We start from the raw sequence: 20,894 nt of genomic DNA, 5'->3' as shown, positions 1-20,894 counted from the left end.
GCCCTGGGTCGAGGCTAGTCGCGAGCCGTGCGATGGGTGGAGCGGCGCGGGCGCGGCCGAGTGGGGCGGCACCGGCGCGGGCGGGTGGGGTGGGAGAGGACCGCGGGGCGGTGAGCCGGTGTTTGCCGAGGGGCGGGCGGTTTCGGCGGGGGCGGCGGTCATGGGTTCAGCATGGCATCGGCGTTGGGCACCCGGAGGTGCCTATCGAAATCCCTACCGTCGGAAGCACATTCGACAGTGAGGAGTTGGACATGCGGATCGGGATCATCGGTGCGGGCGCGATGGCGCGGGCGTTGGGCGGTGGGTGGGCCGCTGCGGGGAACGAGGTCTGCTTCGGCGCGCGGCGAGGTGCGGCGGCGGCCGAAGTGGCCGCTGCCGTCGGGTACGGCGCGCGGGGCGGGAGCATCGAGGAGGCGGCCGGGTTCGGTGACGTGGTGTTGCTGGCGGTGCCAGTCGCGGCGTTGGACGGCGTCTTGCGGGCAACGCCTGGGCTCGATGGGCGCGTGCTCGTCGACTGCACCAACGCGTTCGAGCCCGATGCGGCCTCCGATGGGACGGACAACTTCGTGCTCGGCGAGGACGCGGTGGCCGAGCGGATTGCCGCGACGGTTCCTGGTGCACGGGTGGTGAAGGGGTTCAACCTGTGCGCGGCCGAAGTGTGGGCGGCCGAGGCGCGCGAGTTCGAGGGCGTGCCGTTGTCGGTGCCACTTTGCGGCGACGATCCGGATGCTCTACGCCTCGTCGCGGGATTGGCCGAGGATTTGAAGTTGCGCCCGTTCTTCGCGGGCGGCTTGCATCGGGCGCGGTACTTGGAGGCGGCTTCGGCGTTGGCGGTCGGCCTCTGGTTCGGCGGGTACGACGCTCGCGCCATGTTGCCACCGCTGTCCGGGGCGTTCGCTGCGCGGGATTGAGAGGAGTCGTCCGGTTGAACGGGCTGGTAGGCGTGGTTCCGGGGCAAACCCTGTAGCACATGCGCGGCTGGCCCAGGTTTGCCTCCAACGGTGCTCGGGCTCCGGGCCCGACTTACCTCCCGCAGCCGTCGAGCCCGGGCACGACTTCCACCGTGGTCATCTAGCTGTGGTTGCGCCCCCGCCCACACAGCGGGCGAGATCGTGCGTGAAGTTGCGTGGTCGTCCCACACAGGGATTGCACTCCTCACATAGGCGGTGGCTATGTGAGGAGTGCACGGGGTGTGTGGGACGACCGCCCTGCGGCGGTGGGGTTCACCAGCCGTGGTTGCCGCGGACCGGGATGTTGACGAAGCTCGGGCGCGCTGGGTCGAGCTGGATGTGCTGGGGCTTCAGTTCCGTGTCGAGCAGCATCGGCAGGACGGGCAGTCCCTTCGGGAAGTTGCTCGCGAACACGTCCACCCGCAGGCGGTGGCCGGGCTGCAGGATCGCCTCGGTGGCGCTCAGCGTGATGTCCAGCGTGGTTGCCTCGCCGGGCACCGTCGGCTGCCGCTTCTCGATCGAGGTGTACGGGCGCGGGTCGGTGTAGTCACCGTTGGCGGAACGGCTGCTGTTCGCCTCGTCGATCTCGCGCAGCGAGGCCATCAGCTGACCGGAGGTGAGCACGGTCGACTGGCCGTCGGGCGCGACGTCGTTGACGGTCACCGTCCAGTAGCCGTCGGCCGCGTCCTGAACGGTGTTGAGCCGCACCGCGATCGGGCCGGAGATGGTGGTCGCCTCGGCCACCGGCGCACTGGTGAAGGTGAGCGCGTTCAGCTCGGCGACGCGCGAGTCCTTGGCGCAACCGTCGATGATCGACAGCACGCCCGCGGTGCCCTGCGCGGCATCGTTGGAGCACAGGGTGGTCAGGCCGGGCGCGACGGTCAGCCGGGCGGCGTCGGCGTTCGCTTCGGCGGTGAGCGAGCCGTCGTAGACACTCTGCGCGGTACCGCTCGGCGCCGCGGACAGGTACATGCGGCGGTGCTGCGCGGCCGCCTCGCCGACGGCCGAAGCACCGAAGCCGTTCTGGGTGACCCAACCGCCGCCCTGCTGGCGCAGGGTGACCGGGCCGTAGCTGTCGACGCCGTTGTCGATTCCCTTGAGCCACTTGTCGAACCACGCGCGCTGCAGGACGTCGAGCCGCGGCGGTAGACCGGGCTTGCCGTACTCGTTGCCGGAGTTCACGTGGTAGGTGTTGCCCATCAGCAGCTGCTTCTGGCCCGCAGGCAGCGGAATCTGGTTGTAGATCTTGGATTCCGAGTAGGTGAACAGATCGTGCCAGCCGCCGACGACGAAGGTCGGCACCCGGATCTGGGTGGGATCGCTGAGGTAGTCGCTTCGTTCGGGGCTGCTGTGGCTGAGCAGGTCGAGCAGACGCGGGTCGGCGTCCTCGAAACGCGTTGCGGTGTAAGCGTTCAGGAACACGTCCATGAAGGTGAGCGGGGACGCGGCGCGATCGCCGAGCCACTCCCAGTCGAACTTGCCGTTCACGATGGACTGCACGTCCGGCACCCACTTGAGGGTGTTGATCGCGGTGAGCCACAGCGGGATGAAGTTGAAGCCGAAGCCGCCGCCGGGTGCGAGCACGTCGTTGACCAGGTCGCTGCCCGGCACGACCGGGAAGATCGCCTTCAGCGCGGGCGGCTGCTTGGACGCGGCCTGCACCTGGTTGATGCCCGAGTAGGAGATGCCGTTCATGCCGATCTTGCCGTCCGACCACGGCTGACGCGAAGCCCAGTCGATCACCTCGAGGGTGTCCTGCTGCTCGCGGGCGCGGAGCATGTCCCATTCGCCCTGCGAGAAGCCGGTGCCGCGCACGTCGACGACGACCTGCGAGTACCCGCTCTTGATCAGCTGGCGGTCCACGGTGAAGTTGCGCAGCTCGCCGCCGCCGAAGGCCTTGGTGAGATCGGTGACGCCGGAGAGCGGGGTGCCACTGAAATCGATCTGACGGAACAGATTCAGCAGTGCGTCGGACAGCGCCGGAATGGACTGCGCGTGATCGGCGAGGTTCGACACCAGCTTGGTGTAGGGCGTCAGGTTGACGATCGTCGGCGTCGGCGCGTCGATCGGGCGGCCGGAGGCGTCGGCGGGCCGGTAGACGTTGCCCTTCAGCACCGTGCCGTCGCTCATGGTGATCGGCACATCCCACTCGATGTGCACGTTCGGGTACTGCTGGACGCCGTCCTCGGTGGCAGTCCACGCCGCTCCCGCCGCGCCGCCGTCGGGGCCCGTTGCGACGGGTGCGGCGGTCGCTCCGGTGCTGAGGAATGGAACGAGCACCGCGGCGGCGAGCGCCGCGACTGTGGCTCGAAACGCGTGCTTCATCGGACGTGATCCACCTCTCGGACTGTCGAACGTCCGGAAGCATACACAACTGACCAGTCGGTAAGAACTCCCGGTACCACACAGATTGCCCGGAATCGCCATTCACATAAGCACGAAGACTCGCAATAGCAGCTGAATATGGGGGCTTTGCGAGATTCACGCGCCAGAATAAAGATTTACCGCATTGGCTGGACTATCGCGGATGTACACGCCGGATCGCAGGCCGAAACGCGGCTGATTCTCGGCGAGATCCGGCCGCCGGGTCGCGCCGGCGGTTTCTTGGCACTGGCGATGTCTGCACGCGGGAGGTGCGAGTGGTCGGACGGTCTGGGTTGTCGAGTCGATTGGACCGCCGTCCGCCCAGGCGACCGGGCCGCTGTGCGTCGTCGGTCACGGCCCGACGGTTCGAGGGCTCGACAAGCCGGGCCCCGGCGGCCTACGGCTCGCAGCCCGACAGCAGGGAACACCCCGACCGAAGGTGTCCCCCACCCGGTCAGACGGACTTGAAGTCACCTTCGGTCGGCAAGCGACTCCGGTGCGGCAGCCCGAACGGGCTGCGGGCCGATGTCGGCCGCGGACGCCCCGGGGCTTATGACGATGTGGCCGCCGACCGCCGAATCGAGGTGCGCTGGAGACGGTCAGCACCACGGCCTTCTCGGCCACCTCGGGCCTACCAGCTGGACGGCGGTGGCTCCGGTGCCGATGACCGCGGCGCGGCGGCCGGTCAGGTCGAATCGACCCGCCCCGCCGAAACGACGATGCGCCGCAGCCGATCAACGACCGCGGCGCATTGTCCAGTTGCTGCTCAGCACCCTGGCGCGGGTCGACGCCGCGCGGTGAAGTCCGGGCGCTCGCGCGAAAAGACGATGCGCCGCAGCCGACTGACGACCGCGGCGCATCGAATTACGTACTACTTGCCGCCCTGGCTCGCGACCGCGGCCGCTCCCGCGGCGGCCGCCTCCGGGTCCAGGTACTCGCGCGGACGCACCGGGCGCAGGTTCTCGTCCAGTTCGTAGCGCAGCGGGATGCCGGTCGGGATGTTCAGGCCGGCGATGTCGTCGTCGGAGATGTTGTCCAGGTGCTTGACCAGCGCGCGCAGCGAGTTGCCGTGCGCGGCGACCAGCACGGTCTTGCCGGTGAGCAGCTCCTTGGAGATGGTCGACTCCCAGTACGGGACCATCCGGTTCACCACGTCGAGCAGGCACTCGGTCTTGGGCACCTCGATGCCCGCGTACCGCGCGTCGCCTTCCTGGCTGTACTCGTTGGCCGGGTCGATCGGCGGCGGCGGGGTGTCGTAGCTGCGCCGCCACAGCATGAACTGCTCGTCTCCGTACTTGTCGCGGATCTGCGCCTTGTTCTTGCCCTGCAACTCGCCGTAGTGGCGTTCGTTGAGCCGCCAGTCGCGGATCACCGGGATCCAGTGCCGGTCGGCCGCGTCCAGCGCGATGTTCGCGGTGGAGATGGCCCGGCGGAGCAGCGAGGTGTAGACGATGTCGGGCAGGATGCCGTGCTCGGCGAGCAGCTCGCCCGCGCGCTTACCCTCGGCGATGCCCTTGTCGGTCAGGTGCACGTCCACCCAGCCGGTGAACAGATTCAGGGCATTCCATTCGCTCTCGCCGTGGCGCAGCAACACGAGGGTGTACGTCATGACGGCCATCCTGCCACGCGAGGACCGCACGTTGGAGCCCTGGTCAGGATGCCGGAGCGAACGCGGTGAGCAGTCCGGCGCCGACCAGGGTGGCCTGATCGCCCAATTCCGAAGGGACGACGTGCAGGTCGCGCAGGAAGTCGATGCGGGCGTGCGCGCCGAGGGCCTCCTGTAACGGTCGCCACAGCGGCTCACCGGACTGCGCGAAGCCGCCGCCGATCACCACCAGATCCACGTCGAGCAGCGCGGCCGCCGACGAGATCACCTGGCCCAGCGCGATTCCCGCGCGCCGCAACGCCGCCTTGGCGACCCGGTCGCCCGCTTCGGCGTCGGCGGCAAGCTCGATGCCGGTTGTTCCGTGCCAGCCGCGCTCGCGCGCCCACCGCACCGAGGACGGACCGCTGGCCACCGCCTCCACGCAACCGACACCGCCGCACGCGCACGGATCGGTCGACCCGGGCACGATCATGTGACCGATGTGCCCCGCGTTGCCGGTGTGCCCGACCGCGACCATGCCGCCGACGATGACGCCGCCGCCGATCCCCGAGGACACCGTCATGGCCAGCGCGTCCGGCGTCTCCCGCGCCGCGCCGAAATGCCGCTCGGCCAGCGCCAGGCACACACCGTCGATGGCGAAACGCACCGTGGCGCCGGGGAACAGTTCCTGCACCGCGGGCACCAGCGCGAACCCGTCGCGCCACTCCGGGATGTTGAGCGGGGTGGTGATCCCCGCGGGCGCGTCCACCGGACCGCACGAGCCGATGCCGACCAGGTCGACCTCGGATCCGTTGGCCGCGGCGAGCAGCAGCCCGCGCACCGCCTCCCACACGCCGGTCGGCGGCACCTGAATGCGGCCGACCTCGTGCGTCATTCCGTCGGCCCCCACCAAACCGACCGCGATCTTGGTCGCGCCGATGTCCAGAGCGAGAACGGTCATCTGAAACCCCCACTTCCCAACGCCACCGGACCGCCGCTTTCGCGCGACGGTCCGGTGCCGAATGATCTTGCTGTGCGGTCGCCAACGGTAGTTGTTCGGCGGCAGCCGAGCACCACCAACCCGAGCGCGACCCTCAGGAGTTCTCGGAGGATTCGACCAGGTGCTCGAACGGGAGCAGGTTCTTCAACGACTCCCCGCGCGAGACCCGCCACTTCCATTCCTTCCGAATGGATTCCGCGAAGCCGAGTTCCAGCAGGGTGTTGAAGTCGGCGTCCACCGCCTCCAGCACCTGGCCGAAGACGCGGTCGAGCTCGTCCTCGGTGACGGCGTGCGTGGCGATGCGGCCGACGAGGTAGATGTCACCGACCCGGTCCAGCGTGTAGGCCACGCCGTAGAGGCGGCGGTTGCGGCGGAGCAGGAACTTGTAGACGCCCTCGAAGTTCTCGTCTGGCTTGCGGCAGACGAAGGATTCGATGCGCACGCCGTGTTTGCCGACGGTGAGCATGAGCGTCGTCTTCAACTTGCGCTCACCGGGCAGCACGACGACGAAGACGTCCTCGCCAGGTCGGGTGTACTCGATCTCCCGATCACGCAGAGTCTCGTCGATCAGCTGCGCGGTCGCCTGGATATTCGTCATCGGTGCACTCCCATCCGGCGCCGCCACAGCGCCCGCGATCTGGCCTGCCCGCCCTCGCCGAGGAGCGTGGCACCGGACAGGTTAGTGCGTTCCGCGCCCGCCGCCTGCAGACCGCCGCCGAGTTCGGTCTCGGGGAAGCCGGCCAATGCCGCGGCGTAGCTGGCGAGCAGCCCGTCGGCGGTGTGCTCCCAGGAGAAGTTCGTGGCGTGCGCGACCGCGCGATCGCGCATCTCCGCCAGCCGCCCCGGCGCGTCGAGCAGCGTGCCGAGCGCGGCGGCCCAGTCCGGGGTGCGGTGACCCGCGACGAGCAATCCGGTCTCGCCGTGCCGTACGGCGGTTCCGAGTCCGCCGACGTCGGCGGCGAGGACCGGGGTGCCGCTGGCCTGCGCCTCGATGGCGACCAAGCCGAAGGATTCGTTGTAGCTGGGCACCGCGACCAGGTCCGCGGCGCGGTAGACCTGCACGAGACGGTCCGGCGGCTGCGGCGGCAAGAACGTCACGCGGTCGGTGATGCCGAGTTCGGACGCGAGCTCGATCAGCGCGTCGGGGCGCTTCAGTCCACTGCCGGACGCACCGCCGACGATGAGCACCCGCAGGTTGCGGTCCGGATCGGCACGCAGCAATTCGGCGGCGGCGCGGACGAGCACGTCGGGCGCCTTGAGCGGTTGGATGCGGCCGACGAAAGCGACGATCCGCTCGCTGGCGGCGAGTCCGAGCTCGGCGCGGGCCGCGGCCTTGTCGCCGGGACGGTAGCGGGCCAGGTCGGCGCCCGGCGGCACCACATCGATGCGCTCGGCGTCGGCGCCGTAGAGCTCGACGAGCTGACGCGCCTCCTCCGCGGTGTTGGCGACCATCCGGTCGGCCTCCGCGATGACCTGCTTCTCACCGATCTCGCGGGTGACGGGCTCGGGGCAGTCGCCATCGGCCAACGCGGCGTTCTTCACCGCGGCCAGGGTGTGCGCGGTGTGGATCAGCGGCACCCGCCAGCGATCCCTGGCCAGCCAGCCGACCTGTCCGGACAGCCAGTAGTGCGAGTGCACCAGGTCGTAGTGGCCCGGCTGGTGGCGCGCCTCTTGGCGCAGCACCTCCGCGGTGAACGGGCACAGCTGGGTGGGGAGGTCGTGCTTGTCGAGTCCCTCGAACGGCCCCGCGACGACGTTGCGCACCAGCACCCCGGGCGCCGCCTCCTCGACCGGAGGGACGTTCGACGAGGTGGCGCGGGTGAAGATCTCGACTTCGGTCCCGCGTCGTGCCAGTTGGAGAGCCGTTTGCAGCACGTAGACGTTCATGCCGCCCGCGTCGCCGGTGCCCGGTTGGGCGAGTGGTGAGGTGTGCACCGACAGCACGGCGATCCGGTTCGGCCGTAGGTCCACACGTTGACTCACACCATCCATAGTGCACGGTGGATATCCGCCGCCGACGCCGCCTACCGGGCAAGTGAGCGTCATCACACAGCGAAAGTGAGAGCGCTCACGAACCTCGCTGACCTGCGATTCGAATGTATGTGCGGCTGCGCGCCTGCCGGTCGACGGCTCCCCTGGAGCGTCGATCGGGCGTCCCGGACTACAAGCTGTCGATGAACTCGCCGACCTCGGCGACGAAGCGCGGGCGGTCCTCGATGAACAATCCGTGCTGCGCGCCCGGCCAGAACGAGGTGCGCGCACGCGGGGCGTTCTCGGCGATGTAGCGACCATTGTCGATGGGCACGACGGGGTCCGCGTCACCGTGCAGCACCAGGACCGGAATGTCCAGGGCGCGAAGGGTTTCGGTGTTGTCGACGGACCGGTAGAACAGCGCCTTGCGCACCGCGGGCGGCGTGGCGAGGCTGATGCCGAACAGTCGCTGGGCGTCCACGCCCTTGTCCTCGCCCGGTCCCGTGTTGGCATTGCCGAACGCGGCGAAGGCCCTGGTGGCGCGGCCTGCGCTCGTCTCGAATACGCCGGGGATGGCCTCCCGCATCGCGGATCCGGTCGCCGCGCCGGGTACGTCGCGTCCGATATTGGCCATCGAACCGGTGAAGACGACGCCCGCCACCGCGCCGGTGCCGTACGCAGTGAGGTAATCGCTGATCACGATGCCGCCGTAGGACCAGCCCAGCAGCACCGCGCCGGACTCGATGCCCTCGGCCGCGAGCACGGCGGCGAGGTCGGCGGCCCAGTTCTTGGGATCGTCGTAGCCGCTCTCCGGGACGCCGGAGTAACCGTGACCGCGCAGGTCCAGCGCGATCACCCGGAACCGGCCCGCCAGATCGTCGGCCGCGCCGCCCCAGCAGCGCAGGCTGGCCGACCAGCCGTGCACCAGGACGAGCGGCCGTCCATCGGCGGGTCCGTCAACCCGATAGACGATGCTGGTGCCGTCCGCGCTGACCGCTTCCCGAAGTGCCATGCCACCCAGCGTAAGGCCGCGCGCCGACGGTCCGCGCGGGGTGATCCGCCCGACAGCGCCCGACACCGGCAAACCCTCCGCACTTAAACTCGCCCCATGAGCAATCGCACCGCCGTCGTCACGGGAGCCAGTTCCGGCATCGGAGAAGCCACCGCGCGAGAACTCGCCGCGCAGGGCTATCACGTGTACGTCGGCGCGCGCAGGCTCGACCGGCTGAAGACCCTCGCCGACGAGATCGGCGGCACCGCACTGGAACTCGACGTCACCTCGGAGGAGTCCGTCGCGGCCTTCACCGACGCGGTGCCGTCGGTCGACGTGCTCGTCAACAACGCGGGCGGCGCGAAAGGCCTTGCGCCGGTGAGCGAAGCCGACCTCGACGACTGGCGGTGGATGTGGGAGACCAACGTCCTCGGCACGCTGCGCGTCACAAAGGCGTTGCTGCCCAAGCTGATCGCCTCCGGCGACGGCCTGATCGTCACCATTACCTCGGTCGCCGCGTTCCACGCCTACGACAACGGCTCCGCTTACACCTCGGCGAAGCACGCCCAAGCCGTGCTGCACCGCACCCTGCGCGGCGAACTGCTCGGCAAACCGGTGCGGCTCACCGAGATCGCGCCCGGCGCGGTGGAAACCGAGTTCTCGCTGGTGCGTTTCGACGGCGACGCGGAGCGAGCGGCGAAGGTGTACGAGGGTATCGATCCGCTGGTCGCGTCGGATATCGCCGAAATCGTCGGCTTCGTCGCGTCCCGCCCGCCGCACGTCAATCTGGACCAGATCATCGTGAAGCCACGCGACCAGGCCGACCCCGGTCGCTTCGCGCGGCGCTCCTGAGCCGAACGGTCACTGCCACATACTTTCCGCACGCGACACATAGGCGGTGGCTATGTGACGCGTGTAGTGGGTATGTGGGAGCCCGGCGTCATGGCAGATCGTTTGCTGTGAATTCGCCGAGTTGCGGAGACACGGTTAGCATCGGATCGTTTTTCTGAAACTTTGCTACACCGGATTGGAGTTGTTCGACTCATGCTCAAGGGCTTCAAAGAGTTCGTGATGCGCGGCAATGTCATCGATCTCGCCGTGGCGGTGGTGATGGGTACCGCGTTCACGGGTGTGGTGACCGCGGTGACCAAGGGCGTGGTCAACCCGTTGCTCGCCGTTTTCGGCGGCGCCAACGAGCTCGGCCTCGGCTTCCACCTGGTGTCCAGCAAGCCCGCGACCTTCATCGCCGTCGGCCCGATCGTCACCGCGCTCATCGACTTCGTGATGATCGCCGCGGTCCTCTACTTCGTGCTCATCATGCCGATGAAGACCCTGAAGAACCGGTTCGGCACCACCAAGGCCGCCGAGCCCACCGAGACCGAACTGCTCATCGAGATCCGCGACCTGCTCGCCAAGCAGAGCGCCGACGCCCGCGCCACCCACAACGCGGAGACCCTGGCCAAGCTGGACCGGGTCGATCCCACCCTCGGCAGCTCGCACCAGTAGGAGCGCGCAGGTCCGCCGACGCGAGACCGGCGAGGAAAGGGCGAGCGGACCCAGACGGGTCACGTGGACAGCCGCGCGCCGGGGAATTCACCACAGCAGAGCCGCAGTTTTCCGGTGGAGGACCGCGCATACGCCATCTCGAGTACACGGCGCATGGCGCAGCAAGGCCGGAGTGTCCACAACTGGCGCTGCTGGCCCGTCGTTGAGCGGCGCACATCTGGAGGAAGGCAAAGGCACGCTTCGAAAGCGGACCCACGATCGGCCAACCCACCACTGCCGGGAGCGGATGACGCCCTAGCGCGGCGGTCCCGGCGAGACCGGGGTGGCCGAAACCACGGGGGACGAGGACCCGTCCAGCGCCGACATCTTCTTCCAGGTCTCCCAGTCGATGGTCCAGTCGTAGAGGTCGCCGTCGGCGGCGGACAGCGGGATCGAGGTGCCGGTGACCTCGACCGGGTCGCCGTAGCGCGCGGTCGGGAAGTACGCCTGGGCGGCGGCGGGCGAGAGATTGATGCAGCCGTTGGTGACGTTCGCCGAGCCTTGCGCCGACAGGGATTCCGGGTTGGCGTGGATGAATTCGCCGTTGTTGGAGATGCGGACCGCCCAGCGTTCCCGAACGTTGGTGTAGTACGGCGGATTCGACATCAGGAAATCCTCGTACTTCTCGGTGACCACGTGGATGCCCGAGCGCGTCACGTTGCGCGGCTCGTTGCCCTGGCCGTAGCTCACCGCGAAATCGAAGATCGTCTGACCGTCTCGCACCACGCGCATGCGATGGCTCGGCGCGTCGGCCTGCACGATCTGGCTGCGCCCGATGCGGAAGTCCGAGGTGAGGTCGGAGTAGCCGTAGTTGCCGCCGCCCAGATCCAGGCCGTAGAGCTCGGCCGCGACGTGCACGGTGGTACCCGGCGTCCAGTACTGCTTGGGCCGCCAGTGCACCCGCGAACCGCCGTTGTCGTCGGGGAACCAGGCCCACGCGCCCTCGGTGGGCGGATCGGTGGTGACGGTCAGCGCCTTCTCCACCTCGGCCTTGTCGGTCACCGGGGACTTGAATTGCAGGATGATCGGCGCGGCGATGCCGACCTCCTGACCGTCGTCGATATTGACCGTCGCCGGGACGGTGCTCTTCGGCGCCAGCGTGTGGAACGAGCCCTCGATCGGGACCGGCTTGCCGTCGGCGCCGACCGCGGTGCCCGACCACGTGTAGGTGGCGTCGTAGCCGAGTGGTTCGGTGATGCGGAAGGTGCGTTTGTCGGGGCTGAGCTCGCCCTGCACCTGCTTGCCCGCCGCGTTCGTCAGCGCGACCTGGGCGATGGTCCCGTCGGCGACCGTCACGGAGACGGGCGCGACAGGGTTGACGTTCTCGTCGGCGTCACCGGGGCTCATGGTCACTTCGGCCACCGGACCGGACGCACCGCCGGGCTTGTCGCTGGAACAACCGGCCACCAAGGCGATCACGACGAGCAGCACGGCCGACACGGCGGCCACCGGTCGGCAGAAGGATCGCTTGCTCACCGAATCGAATTTACGCCCGGCGAACGACCCGATCCGCCGGTCGCGAAGCGCTGCGCCCGTTTCGTCCGATTGCCCGCACGGTGCTCGCCGTCAGAGCGTCACGCCGACAGTGACGGGCTCGGGTTCGAGCCGGATGCCGAAACGCTCGGCAACTCCGTCGCGCACCTTCCTGGCGAGCGCGACCAGGTCCGCGGCGCTGGCGTCGCCCCGATTCGTCAGCGCCAGTGTGTGTTTCGTGGAGAGCCGGGCGGCGGCGTCCGGTCCGGGGAAGCCCTTGGCGAAGCCCGCCCGTTCGATCAACCAGCCCGCGGAGAACTTCACGCCGTCGACGGCCGGATAGGTGGGAATCGTGACGTCACCCACATGGGTCGCGATCGCGGCCCGCACCTCGGGCACGCGCGCGTGCGGGACCACCGGGTTGGTGAAGAACGAGCCCGCGCTCCAGGTGTCGTGATCGGCGGCGTCGAGCACCATGCCCTTGCCCGCGCGCAGGCGAAGCACCGCGTCCCGCACGGCCGCGGCGGGCCTGGTCTCGCCCTCGGTGGCGTCCAGGACCCTGGTCAGTTCGCCGTAGCGCAGCGGTGCGCTCGACCCGCCCGCGTTCAGCGCGAAATCCACGTCGAGCACGACCGCGTCGTCGCGGTGCTTGAGCACGCTGGTGCGGTAGCCGAAGCCGAGTTCGGCGGGCTCCACCCAGCGGATCTCGCCACTCGCGCGGTCGAGCAGCCGCACCCTGCGCAGCGGATCGGCCACCTCGACGCCGTAGGCGCCCACGTTCTGCACCGGCGTCGCGCCCGCGGAACCCGGTATGCCGGAAAGGCATTCGAGACCACCGAGGCCGGCCGCCACGGTCGCGGCGACCACCGCGTCCCAGTTCGCGCCCGCCTCCGCGACGACGCCGTCCGCGCCGATCTCGACGCCCTCGGTCGCGATGCGCACCACGACGCCGTCGAACCCGTCGTCGCCGATGAGCAGGTTCGAGCCGCCCGCGAGCAGCAGCAGCGGGATGCCCGCCGCGTCCAGCGCGCGCACGGTCGCCACCACGGACTGCGTCGAGACGCACTCGGCGACCAGCGCGGGGCCGCCGACCCGTAGCGTGGTCAGCTCGGCAAGCCGCACCTCGTCGCGCACCAGCGCACCGGTGTCGGCCAGCACGTCGCGCGCCTGATCGGTCGCCACCACACGTGAAGTTCGCACGCTCCAGACGGTAGCGTGTCCAACCATGGCTACACCCTTGGCGTTCACGGCCCGCTATTCCCACCCGGTCGCCGCCGTGCGCGCGGCCTTCGCCGACGAGCAGTACTGGAAGGACCGCATCGCCGAGGTCGGCGGACCGAACGCACGCCTCGAGTCGGTCATCGTCCAGGGCGACCAGGTGCGCGTCGAGATGGTGCAGGCCATCGCCGCCGAACAGCTGCCGCCCGCCATCACCGCCGTGCGCCCCGGCGACCTGATCATCCCGCGCACCGAGAACTGGACCGGTGACACCGCCACCTTCGACGTCCGCGTCGAGGGCGCCCCCGCCACCATGCGCGGCACCATCGCCCTGAGCGGCGACGACGCCTCCGCTGCCGCCACCCTCGACGGCAGCATCGAAGTGAAGGTCCCGCTCTTCGGCAGCAAGATCGAAGCCGCCATCCAGGAACGCCTCACCGAACTTCTCCAGTCGGAGGAGGAGTTCACCAACACCTGGCTGTCCCAGCACTGAGGATCGTGTGCCGACCGCCACCCAGTAACCTTTCCCGACATGGCACGCCGACTGGACTACTCCGCCCGCTACCCGCTGCACACCACCAAGGAGCTGTACGAGGCGCTGTCGACCCGTGAGTACTGGGAGGCGCGGGTCGAGGAGATGCGGAAGTACACGCCGGGCAACGAGGTGGTCAGCCTCGAGGTGAGCGATTCGGGTATCGAGGTGGTGCTGCACCACGTCCTGCCGCGCGAGATGCTGCCGGAGATCGCGCAGACCGTGATGCGCAAGGACATGATCATCACCCGCAAGGAGAGCTGGGGCCCGTACAACGGCGAGGAGACCGTCGGCAAGTTCTCGGCCTCGATTCCGGCCGGGCCAGGCAGCCTGGGCGGCACCATCAAGCTGTTCCCCACCGAAACCGGCTGCACCATGCGCTTCTCCTCGGAAGCGAAGGTGTTCATCCCGATGGTCGGTCCGCGCCTCGAGCAGTTGATGCTGGTGAACCTCGTCGATCTGTTCCGCGGCGAGGCCGAGGTAACGGTGAAGTGGCTGGAAGAGCGAAACCCGATCAGCTGAGCAGACCTATCGGCACGATCACCAGGGGGACCACCGGCGTCAACCGGCTGCGACGCAGCGACCGTTGGCTGATGCACGACGAGCTGGTCGCCGCGCGCCTGTCGGCGGCGCCCGATCCGCTGGTGGTCGACCTCGGTTACGGCGCGAGCCCGTGGACCACCTTCGAGCTGGCGGACAGACTGCGCAGGGTGCGGCCGGACGTGCGGATGGTCGGCTTGGAGATCGATCCGGATCGGGTGGTGCCCGGTCGCGACGGCGTCACCTTCGCCAGGGGCGGTTTCGAGCTGGCCGGTCTGCGTCCCGTGCTGGTGCGCGCCTTCAACGTGCTGCGCCAGTATCCCGAGTCCGCCGTGCCGGACGCCTGGTCGACCATCCTTTCCGCGATGGCGCCCGACGGCCTGCTCGTCGACGGCACCTGTGACGAACTGGGCCGCCGCTGCGCCTGGGTACTGCTCGACCGCACCGGACCGCGCTCGCTGACGCTGGCGTGGGATCCGTTCACCGTCGAACGTCCCTCCGACATCGCCGAGCGGCTACCGAAGGCGCTCATCCACCGGAATGTGCCCGGCGAACCGATCCACGCCTTGCTCACCGCCGCCGACCGCGCGTACTCGCACGCCGCGCCACTCGCCCCGTTCGGACCGCGCGTCCGGTGGCGGGCGGCGGCGGAACAGCTTCGTGCGCAAGGGTTTCCGGTGCGGGAGTACCGACGACGGATGCGCGACTGTGTGCTGTCGGTGCCGTGGTCGGTGGTCGCGCCTCGGCAGTGAACCTCTTCGTCGCGGCCCTGCATCCGCCAGCGTGCTCCGGCATGCCAGGTCTCCGATGCGGGAACATCAAGGCAGATACGCGACTACGGCTGTCGGTCGGGTAGTCGGTGGTCGCGCCCGTCACTCAACGTCTTCGTCGCGCGGCCCACGTCGCCAGCGCTGAACACTCACGCGCACGGCGTTAGGTGCGGGGCAATGCGGCGTTGTCAATGCGCGGTCGCGCCTCGTCACCGACCGTTTTCGTCGCCGTGTAGCAGCCCGCGTAGATGTCCGGTGGCGATGGCGACGGGCAGGATGGAGCGCGGTTCGAACGGCAGGGACCAGAGTCCGCCGTGTGCGGCGCCGCCCGCGAAGAGGGATTCCGGGTTCGGATCGGCCGGTGCCGGGTCGTTGAGGTCGGCGACCAGTTTGGCGGCGAGCAGTGTGCGTGCGGTGTCGGGTTCGAAGATCTGCATGCCGAAGCGGTGCGCGCTGCGATACGCGGCGGCCAACGAGCGCTGGGACAGCACAGCGCGGGTCCAGGTCGGCGGCGCGACGGTGTAGGACACGGTGTGTCCCGCGTCCTGTGCGGCGATCGCGCGCCAGCGCAGAATGCGCTGGGCGAGAACGTGATTCGGTCCTTGCGGCGGGAAGAGCGCGTCGGCGACCGACCAGCGCGCGCCCGCGGCGTCGGTGACTCGGGTCCGGTAGTTGGGCCGGTAGAGCGCGGACCGGGTGAGCACGCGCAGCGCGTCTTGGATGAGGCCGCGCGGTCCGCGCCCGTGTAGCCGCGAATGCGCTTGGGCGACCACCGATTCCGGCACCGCGTAGCAGTCCGTCGGCGATCCGACTCCGGCCAGCGCGGTGTCGGGACGCGTGGCGAGCAGATCGGCGGCGAGCAGGTCGAGGGCGACGGCGAGCCGGACGCCGCCCGGTCCGCGCCGCGTGACGTAGCCGCCGAACACCGGAAAAGTGTCCCCGCCGAGGTGTTCTCGAATCCAGTGCACCAGGGCCGGGAACTGGGTGGTGATGTCGGCGCCCGGCTGCCCGTCGACCAGCGGATAGCGCAGCACGCCTCCGCCCGCTTCGGCCTCCCCCACCAATTCGCGCCACCGGGCGGGTCCCGGCCGCGCGACCGCGAGCACGTCTGCGCCCCAGCGCAGCAGCGGACGCAACGGCGTCAGCTCGCCCGCGCCCGCGACGACGACCCGAAACCCGGGCAGCGCCAACCACTCCGGATGATCGATCACCCGCTCCACCGCGGCAGCGAAACCCGGCTCCACGATGCCGCGCTGCCGCCATTCGGTCAGCTCGCGTTGCAACGTCTCCTCGGCGAGCACGGCGCCGCGAAACGGAACCTCCAGGCGCCGTGCGGGTTTCCCGGCACCCTGGGCCGTTCCCGTCGCAGGCCCGTCCGCGGCGACCGACCCGATCTCGACACCGCGCAACGGTTCCACCGAGTACCCGGTGACGAAGCGCAGCAGGTTCCGCGCCGCGCGCAGTCCTTCGCGCGCGCTGCCCACCGACGCGTCGGGCGAGCTGGCCGCCAGCGCGGTCAGCCCGCGGAACACCGGGCGGTATTGGCGCGACCAGTCGCGGCAGGTCTCCACCCATTGCGCGAGATCGGCGTCGTAGCGGCGCACGGCGTCGGCGACCACGGCGGTGGCGAACATGTCGCCGACCCGATCGGGCGCTCCGGACGGAAAGACGAGATCCCACCTACCCGCACCTACCGACCCCATGATCAGTCACCCTGCCACGATTACGCGCCCGGCAAAACCGGACGGACCTCGAATTCATAGCCGAAACGGATGACCGCGCTCACCGCGCGCCTCACAGGCCCGTGAGTGCGCGATGCACCCTGGCGGCGGCCCGCGGCGGCAGACGCACACTGGCCGAACGGATTTCCGCACCCGCGCAGCGGTTGATCGCGACCGCGTCGCCGACCACCTCGTTCAGCGCCACTTGCCCGATATCGGCCTCGGCCAGATCGAGCACAGTGCGCACCGGCGTGGTCACCAGGAACGCGCCCGCCGATTCCACGTCCGAGCCGATCAGCGGGCGGCGCAGCACCACGAGTCGCGGGGTCACCGGCGGGCGTCCCGCGCCGACCGAGAGATGCAGGAAGCGCGGGCGCAACCGGCCCATGCCGTGCAACTCGGCCGCGCTGTGGTGCGAGACCGCGGCGGCGCCGTCGAACCAGGCCGCCCACATCGCGTATTCGTCCAGCGGTCCATCGGGCCATTCGGTCAGCCGCAGCATCCCGACACCGGCCCTGGTCACCGATCCATCCCCCAGCCCGGCCCGCACCCTGGCCTCACATCCCGTGCGCAGCACCTGGCGGGTGGTGAAGAATCCGGCGTGCCGACCGGCCAGCCTGCGCAGCACACGCCACCCTTGATCGACGGATTCGGGTGCGCGGCCCGCCGCATCGCCAGCCATGCAGTCCAGGCTACGCTCGAATTCTGTGTCACATGTCACATTCGAGACCCTCAACGCGCCCACAGAACCCGCACAGAAACGTCGGGAAGAATCTTCCGCATGAGTACGAAGCCGCCCACCAAGTTGTCCGTCAGCAGGCGCACGCTGGTGATCGCCCTGGTGGTGGTCGCCACGTTGCTGGCCGCCGTCCTGGCCGGCGGCGAGGCGTACGCGCGCCACGTCGTCTCCCGTTGCATCAGCAGCCAGTTCGAGAAAGAGATGGGATCTCGCATCGATGTCGGCTTCGGCGCCAAGCCGATGCTGATCACCTGGCTGGACGGGAAGGTCTCCTCGGTGACTGTGGACAGCAAGGACAACAAGTTCGGTCCCGCCGTCGGCATGGTGGTGCACGCCGAGTTCAACGATCTCGAAGGCGTGAACAGCGGTAACGGCGGCGGCGTCGTCGGCAGCTCCTCCGCGCACGTCACCTGGAGCGACGAGGGCATTCAAGAGTCGCTCGGCGGCATGGTCAGCGGGGTCCGCTCGTCGTCGGCGACCGGCATGATCACGCTGGACGTGCTCGGCGGACTAGCCCAGCTCCAGGTGCACCCCGAGGTGCGCAACGGTGCCGTCGAAGTGCAGACCAAGTCGGCCGAGCTGCTCGGCATCGGCCTGCCGACCGATCTGGTCGAGGGCATCGTCGACATCATGACCCAGAGCCTGCAGAGCTACCCCATGGGCCTGAAGGCCACCGAGATCAAGGTGACCGACGACGGCGTGGTCGCGCAGCTCGCGGGTGGTCGCACGGAACTGCCCGCCGCCGAGAACAACGCCGACGTTCGCTGCTGATCCCCATGCGAAACAGCCTCGGGCCCGGCTCTTTTCGACGCGGCAGCGGCTCAGGCGGGGAAACCCTCCAGCACCGCACGCGATTTCGACAGCCCGAGGCGTGTCGCGCCTGCCGCGATCAACTCCGCCGCCGCCTCCGCGGTGCGGATGCCGCCGCTGGCCTTGACCCCGAGCCGACCGCCGACCGTCTCGGCCATCAACCGCACCGCGTGCACGCTCGCACCGCCCGCGGGATGGAATCCGGTGGAGGTCTTCACGAAATCGGCGCCCGCGCGCTCGGCGACGCGGCACACCTCGATGATCGCCTCGTCCGGCAGCGCGGCGGATTCGATGATGACCTTGAGCACCGCGCGATCCCCGACGGCCTCGCGCACCGTGACGATATCGGCGAGCACGGCGTTGAATTCGCCGTCGAGCGCGGCGCCCACATCGATGACCATGTCGACCTCGGCTGCGCCCTGATCCACCGCGAGCCGCGCCTCGGCGCCCTTCACCAGCGAATGGTGTTTGCCCGAAGGGAATCCGGCGACCGTGGCGACGACCAGACCCGGCGCGCGCACCGGAAGCATGGACGGCGAGACGCAGATCGCGTACACCCCGAGCGCGCGCGCCTCGTCGACCAGCGCGGCGACCTCGGCGGGCGTCGCGTCCGGCGCCAGCAAGGTGTGATCGATGACGGCGGCCACTTCGGCCCTGCTCAACGACGCGGAATCTGCCATGTTTCGAGAGTCTGGCACACGCGAGGCGAATTCCGTTGCGTGCCTGGCGACGCGTACCGCACACTCGTAACTGTCGGTGGATCCGCGGGCTTCGGGAAGCTCACCCACCTGACGAGCGTTGTGCGGATGGCCCAACTCGTTCGGGAGGAGACGACACCGTGCTGATCCGTCGCGAACGCGCCGAGGACGCCCCCGCCGTCGCGTCGGTGCATCGCAGCGCGTTCGGCGCGCTGTACGCCCGCGAGGCCGCTGCGGCCGGACTCGCCGCCGCGCCACCCGCCGATCCACCGGAAGTCGATCTCGTCGCGCGGCTGCGCAGCGATGCGGGCTGGATTCCCACCCTCTCGCTGGTCGCGGTGGAGTACGACACCGTGATCGGGCACGTCTGCCTGACCCGCGCCGCCGTCGGCCCGTTCCCCGCGCTCGGCCTCGGACCGCTCGGCGTGCACGTCGAGCACCAGGGCACCGGGGTCGGCTCCGCGCTGATGCACGCCGCGCTCGGCGCCGCAGACGCGCTCGACGAACCGCTCATCGGCCTGCTCGGCAGCCTCGACTACTACCCCAGGTTCGGTTTCGTCCCCGCCGCCCGCCTCGGCATCGCCCCGGACGAATCGGACTGGTCCTCGCATTTCCAGGTCCGCCCGCTCACCACCTACGAAGCCCAGATCACCGGCGAATTCCATTACGCCGAACCGTTTTACGATCTGTGATCGCTGCCGGTCTCGGCGCGCACCCGCGCGGTTGGTCATATCCGACCGAAGGTGACCGCCACCCGGTCACACCGACCGAATGTCACCCTCGGTCGGGCTATGCCTGCGGGCGGGAACCGGACGAAGGTGACATTCGGTCGGGTTGGGTGGGTGACGGTCACCTTCGGTCGTTGGAGGCGGTGGGCGGAGGCGGTGGGCTGTGCGCTGGGCGAACGGTGGGCATCCGAGGAGTTACGCCGCGGAACGGGCGGTCCTCATGTAGCGCGCGAAGCGTCGCCTGGGAGGATGGGCCGATGAGTTCCGCTCCATCCGCCTCGGACGATCGCCGTTTCGTGTTGACGCTGGGCTGCCAGGACCGACCCGGCATCATCGCGGGGATCACCTCGTTCATCGCCGACTTCGGCGGCTCGATCGTGGAGGCCGGTTACCACTCGGACACCGAAACGGGCTGGTTCTTCACCCGGCAGGCGATCAAGGCCTCGACGGTGCCCTTCGGCATCGCGGAACTGCGCGAGCGCTTCACCGAGGTCGCCACCCGACTCGGCACGGCGGAGTGGCAGCTGCACGACACCGGCGAGCGCCGCCGCGCGGTGCTGCTGGTCAGCAAGGACGGCCACTGCCTGCACGACCTGCTCGGCCGCGCCGCCTCAGGCGAACTGCCCGCGACCATCGAGGCCGTGATCGGCAACCACCCGGACCTGGCCGGGATGACCGAGGCGCACGGCGTGAAGTTCCATCACGTCCCGTTCCCCAAGGACCCTGCCGAACGCGGCCCCGCCTTCGAAGAGGTGCGCAACCTGGTCGACGCGCACGACCCGCACGCGGTGGTGCTCGCCCGCTTCATGCAGGTGCTGCCGCCCGAACTCTGCGAGCACTGGGCGGGCCGGGCGATCAACATCCACCACAGCTTCCTGCCCTCGTTCGTCGGCGCCCGCCCGTACCACCAGGCGTTCGCCCGCGGCGTCAAGCTGATCGGCGCCACCTGCCACTACGTGACCGCCGAACTGGACGCGGGCCCCATCATCGAGCAGGACGTGATCCGCATCGATCACGCCGACGAAGTCCGCGACATGGTGCGCCAGGGTCGCGACATCGAACGCGTGGTCCTGGCCCGCGGACTGCGCTGGCACTTGGAGGGCCGGGTGCTGGTGCACGGCCGCCGCACGGTCGTCTTCAACTGACCGCAGCCGCGGAGGTCCCGAGTCCCGTGTAGCCGCGCCCCTCTTCCGAGGCGCCTCGCGCGCACAGCCGTCTGAAAATCGACGGTAGTCAAATGGTTGCTATTCGATCCTTGG

Annotated in this window: 20 protein-coding genes; 9 read left to right on the top strand and 11 right to left on the bottom strand. The window is 69.4% G+C overall.

The features are described from left to right. The first annotated feature begins 251 nt into the window (after positions 1-251). The gene (locus NAM01S_RS32005; RefSeq protein WP_067792717.1) at positions 252-911 is read left to right on the top strand and encodes an NADPH-dependent F420 reductase; all 660 of its coding nucleotides are present in this window, start codon (positions 252-254) and stop codon (positions 909-911) included. A 312-nt stretch (positions 912-1,223) separates the two neighbouring features. On the opposite strand, the gene NAM01S_RS32000 is transcribed toward NAM01S_RS32005, so the two are convergent. The 6 genes from NAM01S_RS32000 to NAM01S_RS31975 all read right to left on the bottom strand — a co-directional run bounded on the left by NAM01S_RS32000 (position 1,224) and on the right by NAM01S_RS31975 (position 8,882). Then, on the bottom strand, positions 1,224-3,275 hold the full coding sequence (locus NAM01S_RS32000; protein WP_067792707.1) for a CocE/NonD family hydrolase: 2,052 nt from the start codon (positions 3,273-3,275) through the stop codon (positions 1,224-1,226). Positions 3,276-4,185: 910 nt separating this feature from the next. Next, the gene (locus tag NAM01S_RS31995; RefSeq protein ID WP_067792713.1) at positions 4,186-4,923 is read right to left on the bottom strand and encodes a phosphoglyceromutase; all 738 of its coding nucleotides are present in this window, start codon (positions 4,921-4,923) and stop codon (positions 4,186-4,188) included. A 43-nt stretch (positions 4,924-4,966) separates the two neighbouring features. Beyond that, a complete protein-coding gene (locus NAM01S_RS31990; RefSeq protein WP_067792704.1) occupies positions 4,967-5,860 on the bottom strand; it encodes an ROK family protein in 894 nt (297 codons plus the stop codon). Positions 5,861-5,993: 133 nt separating this feature from the next. Then, positions 5,994-6,497 carry a type III secretion system chaperone family protein gene (locus tag NAM01S_RS31985; RefSeq protein WP_067792701.1) on the bottom strand — a complete coding sequence of 168 codons (504 nt, stop codon included), beginning with the start codon at positions 6,495-6,497 and terminating at the stop codon, positions 5,994-5,996. Continuing rightward, complete coding sequence (gene mshA, locus NAM01S_RS31980) at positions 6,494-7,891, bottom strand: D-inositol-3-phosphate glycosyltransferase (RefSeq protein ID WP_067792698.1); 1,398 nt, start codon at positions 7,889-7,891, stop codon at positions 6,494-6,496. Before mshA ends, NAM01S_RS31985 begins: the two co-directional genes overlap by 4 nt. Before the next feature lie 169 nt (positions 7,892-8,060). Then, the gene (locus NAM01S_RS31975; protein ID WP_067792695.1) at positions 8,061-8,882 is read right to left on the bottom strand and encodes an alpha/beta fold hydrolase; all 822 of its coding nucleotides are present in this window, start codon (positions 8,880-8,882) and stop codon (positions 8,061-8,063) included. Between the two features lie 96 nt (positions 8,883-8,978). On the opposite strand from NAM01S_RS31975, the gene NAM01S_RS31970 reads away from it, so the two are divergent. Then, entirely contained in the window at positions 8,979-9,713 is a 735-nt protein-coding gene (locus tag NAM01S_RS31970) for an SDR family NAD(P)-dependent oxidoreductase (RefSeq protein ID WP_067792692.1), read from the top strand. Positions 9,714-9,905: 192 nt separating this feature from the next. Next, positions 9,906-10,367, top strand: a complete 462-nt coding sequence (mscL, locus tag NAM01S_RS31965; RefSeq protein ID WP_067792689.1) for a large conductance mechanosensitive channel protein MscL — start codon at positions 9,906-9,908, stop codon at positions 10,365-10,367. Between the two features lie 294 nt (positions 10,368-10,661). On the opposite strand, the gene NAM01S_RS31960 is transcribed toward mscL, so the two are convergent. Then, positions 10,662-11,882, bottom strand: a complete 1,221-nt coding sequence (locus NAM01S_RS31960; protein ID WP_067792686.1) for a L,D-transpeptidase — start codon at positions 11,880-11,882, stop codon at positions 10,662-10,664. Between the two features lie 90 nt (positions 11,883-11,972). Further along, entirely contained in the window at positions 11,973-13,013 is a 1,041-nt protein-coding gene (locus tag NAM01S_RS31955) for a UDP-N-acetylmuramate dehydrogenase (protein ID WP_067792710.1), read from the bottom strand. Between the two features lie 91 nt (positions 13,014-13,104). Between NAM01S_RS31955 and NAM01S_RS31950 the strand changes: the two genes are divergently transcribed. Genes NAM01S_RS31950 through NAM01S_RS31940 form a run of 3 tightly spaced genes read left to right on the top strand, consistent with a single transcriptional unit; the run spans position 13,105 to position 14,921 of the window. Next, entirely contained in the window at positions 13,105-13,590 is a 486-nt protein-coding gene (locus NAM01S_RS31950) for a DUF2505 domain-containing protein (RefSeq protein WP_067792684.1), read from the top strand. 39 nt (positions 13,591-13,629) lie between these two features. Continuing rightward, the gene (locus NAM01S_RS31945; RefSeq protein ID WP_067792681.1) at positions 13,630-14,151 is read left to right on the top strand and encodes a DUF2505 domain-containing protein; all 522 of its coding nucleotides are present in this window, start codon (positions 13,630-13,632) and stop codon (positions 14,149-14,151) included. Further along, positions 14,121-14,921, top strand: a complete 801-nt coding sequence (locus NAM01S_RS31940) for a methylase (RefSeq protein WP_067792678.1) — start codon at positions 14,121-14,123, stop codon at positions 14,919-14,921. The genes NAM01S_RS31945 and NAM01S_RS31940 overlap by 31 nt, the downstream gene beginning before the upstream one ends. A gap of 227 nt (positions 14,922-15,148) precedes the next feature. Here the strand turns inward: NAM01S_RS31940 and NAM01S_RS31935 are convergent, their stop codons facing one another. Together NAM01S_RS31935 and NAM01S_RS31930 are read right to left on the bottom strand one after the other, a co-directional pair. Beyond that, the gene (locus NAM01S_RS31935) at positions 15,149-16,642 is read right to left on the bottom strand and encodes a hypothetical protein (protein ID WP_067792674.1); all 1,494 of its coding nucleotides are present in this window, start codon (positions 16,640-16,642) and stop codon (positions 15,149-15,151) included. A 91-nt stretch (positions 16,643-16,733) separates the two neighbouring features. Further along, on the bottom strand, positions 16,734-17,342 hold the full coding sequence (locus tag NAM01S_RS31930) for a hypothetical protein (RefSeq protein ID WP_067792670.1): 609 nt from the start codon (positions 17,340-17,342) through the stop codon (positions 16,734-16,736). 99 nt (positions 17,343-17,441) lie between these two features. Here NAM01S_RS31930 and NAM01S_RS31925 point away from each other — a divergent pair, with 99 nt between their 5' ends. Continuing rightward, positions 17,442-18,170: an LmeA family phospholipid-binding protein gene (locus tag NAM01S_RS31925; RefSeq protein WP_067792667.1), complete on the top strand. Its 729-nt coding sequence runs from the start codon at positions 17,442-17,444 to the stop codon at positions 18,168-18,170. A 50-nt stretch (positions 18,171-18,220) separates the two neighbouring features. Here the strand turns inward: NAM01S_RS31925 and deoC are convergent, their stop codons facing one another. Further along, positions 18,221-18,889, bottom strand: coding sequence for a deoxyribose-phosphate aldolase (deoC, locus tag NAM01S_RS31920; RefSeq protein ID WP_067792664.1), 669 nt, complete (start codon positions 18,887-18,889; stop codon positions 18,221-18,223). A gap of 158 nt (positions 18,890-19,047) precedes the next feature. Between deoC and NAM01S_RS31915 the strand changes: the two genes are divergently transcribed. Together NAM01S_RS31915 and purU are read left to right on the top strand one after the other, a co-directional pair. After that, a complete protein-coding gene (locus tag NAM01S_RS31915) occupies positions 19,048-19,599 on the top strand; it encodes a GNAT family N-acetyltransferase (RefSeq protein WP_067792661.1) in 552 nt (183 codons plus the stop codon). Between the two features lie 293 nt (positions 19,600-19,892). Next, on the top strand, positions 19,893-20,780 hold the full coding sequence (gene purU / locus NAM01S_RS31910) for a formyltetrahydrofolate deformylase (RefSeq protein WP_067792658.1): 888 nt from the start codon (positions 19,893-19,895) through the stop codon (positions 20,778-20,780). Positions 20,781-20,894 lie beyond the last annotated feature (114 nt).

It is taken from the genome of Nocardia amikacinitolerans NBRC 108937 (assembly GCF_001612615.1).
In the GTDB taxonomy this organism is placed as follows: domain Bacteria; phylum Actinomycetota; class Actinomycetes; order Mycobacteriales; family Mycobacteriaceae; genus Nocardia; species Nocardia amikacinitolerans.
Note: the sequence above shows the minus strand (reverse complement) of the source record. Positions and strands in the feature narration are given on the sequence as shown.